We start from the raw sequence: 1,484 nt of genomic DNA on the forward strand, positions 1-1,484 counted from the left end.
AGAGAAGGGGATAACACCTGGAAACAGATGCTAATACCGTATAACAACTAAAACCACATGGTTTTAGTTTAAAAGATGGCCTTTGTGCTGTCGCTCTTGGATGGACCCGCGGTGCATTAGCTAGTTGGTAAGGTAAAAGCTTACCAAGGCGATGATGCATAGCAGACCTGAGAGGGTAATCTGCCACAATGGGACTGAGACACGGCCCATACTCCTACGGGAGGCAGCAGTAGGGAATCTTCCACAATGGACGAAAGTCTGATGGAGCAACGCCGCGTGAGTGAAGAAGGGTTTCGGCTCGTAAAACTCTGTTGTTAGAGAAGAACAGGTGTAAGAGTAACTGCTTACATTTCGACGGTATCTAACCAGAAAGTCACGGCTAACTACGTGCCAGCAGCCGCGGTAATACGTAGGTGGCAAGCGTTGTCCGGATTTATTGGGCGTAAAGGGAGCGCAGGTGGTCTTTTAAGTCTGATGTGAAAGCCTTCGGCTTAACCGAAGAAGTGCATCGGAAACTGAATGACTTGAGTGCAGAAGAGGACAGTGGAACTCCATGTGTAGCGGTGAAATGCGTAGATATATGGAGGAACACCAGTGGCGAAGGCGACTGTCTGGTCTGTTACTGACACTGAGGCTCGAAAGCATGGGTAGCAAACAGGATTAGATACCCTGGTAGTCCATGCCGTAAACGATGAGTGCTAGGTGTTGGAGGGTTTCCGCCCTTCAGTGCCGAAGCAAACGCATTAAGCACTCCGCCTGGGGAGTACGACCGCAAGGTTGAAACTCAAAGGAATTGACGGGGGCCCGCACAAGCGGTGGAGCATGTGGTTTAATTCGATGCTACGCGAAGAACCTTACCAGGTCTTGACATCTTCTGTTAACCTAAGAGATTAGGCGTCCCCTTCGGGGGCAGAATGACAGGTGGTGCATGGTTGTCGTCAGCTCGTGTCGTGAGATGTTGGGTTAAGTCCCGCAACGAGCGCAACCCTTGTTATTAGTTGCCAGCATTCAGTTGGGCACTCTAATAAGACTGCCGGTGACAAACCGGAGGAAGGTGGGGATGACGTCAAATCATCATGCCCCTTATGACCTGGGCTACACACGTGCTACAATGGATGGTACAACGAGTCGCGAAACCGCGAGGTCAAGCTAATCTCTTAAAGCCATTCTCAGTTCGGATTGCAGGCTGCAACTCGCCTGCATGAAGTTGGAATCGCTAGTAATCGTGGATCAGCATGCCACGGTGAATACGTTCCCGGGCCTTGTACACACCGCCCGTCACACCATGAGAGTTTGTAACACCCAAAGTCGGTTGGGTAACCTTTTAGGAGCCTGCCGCCTAAGGTGGGACAGATGATTAGGGTGAAGTCGTAACAAGGTAGCCGTAGGAGAACCTGCGGCTGGATCACCTCCTTTCTAAGGAATATACGGAAACTTACACTGATTGAAGTCTTGTTTAGTTTTGAGAGTTCTACTCTCAAGTT

Annotated in this window: 1 rRNA gene; it reads left to right on the forward strand. The window is 50.1% G+C overall.

Annotation, left to right across the window (positions count from 1 at the left end):
• Positions 1-1,416 (forward strand): 16S ribosomal RNA (locus GSH19_RS04560); the annotation flags it as partial.
• Positions 1,417-1,484 lie beyond the last annotated feature (68 nt).

The sequence above is a fragment of the Lactobacillus sp. S2-2 genome, assembly GCF_021698855.1.
Classification (GTDB): Bacteria; Bacillota; Bacilli; order Lactobacillales; family Lactobacillaceae; genus Fructilactobacillus.